The sequence below is a fragment of the Pseudomonas sp. NPDC087598 genome (genome assembly GCF_044743525.1).
Taxonomy (GTDB): Bacteria; Pseudomonadota; Gammaproteobacteria; order Pseudomonadales; family Pseudomonadaceae; genus Aquipseudomonas.
In genome coordinates this window covers 18492-19354 of record NZ_JBIUWQ010000082.1, presented here as the reverse complement: position 1 = coordinate 19354, position 863 = coordinate 18492, and the positions used below count along the sequence as shown (strand labels likewise).

The window sequence follows — 863 nt, the reverse complement described above, 5'->3', positions numbered from 1 at the left end:
CAGTGGAACGTGACCAAAGTCATCTGGGGCCGTTTCTGGGACCCACTGCTGGCCAAAGACGTCGACGGCATCCTGCAACGTCGCATGGACGAAGTCATCGACGGCGAGTACCAGAACTACAAAGCCAAAGACGGCGCGTTCGTTCGTGAGCACTTCTTCAACACGCCTGAACTGAAGGCGATGGTTGCTGATCTGTCCGACGACGAGATCTGGAAACTCAACCGTGGCGGCCACGACCCGTACAAGGTCTATGCGGCTTACCACGAAGCGGTCAACCACAAAGAACAACCGACCGTCATCCTCGCCAAGACCATCAAGGGTTATGGCACCGGTGCCGGCGAAGCGAAAAACACTGCGCACAACACCAAGAAAGTCGACGTCGACAGCCTGAAGTTGTTCCGCGATCGTTTCGACATCCCGGTCAAGGACGAAGAGCTGGAGAACCTGCCGTTTTTCAAGCCAGAGCCAAACAGCGCCGAAGCCCGCTATCTGAGCGAGCGTCGCACTGCACTGGGCGGTTTCGTACCTCAGCGCCGCGCGCAAAGCTTCAGCGTGCCGACTCCGGATCTGGACACTCTTAAAGCCATCCTGGATGGTTCCGGCGACCGTGAAATTTCCACCACCATGGCTTTCGTGCGGATCCTCGCGCAACTGGTCAAGGACAAGGAAATCGGCCCGCGCATCGTTCCGATCATCCCGGACGAAGCCCGTACCTTCGGTATGGAAGGCATGTTCCGTCAGCTCGGCATCTACTCGTCCGTCGGCCAGCTCTCCGAGCCCGTCGCGACCGCGCCGGGGCTGTTCTCCTAGGACGCCCCGACTGGTCGGATGCTGGCCGCGGGGAGCGCGGGCGCGGGCGCCGG

1 pseudogene is annotated in these 863 nt (G+C 60.6%); it reads left to right on the top strand.

What is annotated here, in order from left to right:
* Positions 1 to 810: pseudogene (aceE, locus tag ACIOWE_RS27895) on the top strand (pyruvate dehydrogenase (acetyl-transferring), homodimeric type); the annotation flags it as partial.
* Positions 811 to 863: the final 53 nt, after the last annotated feature.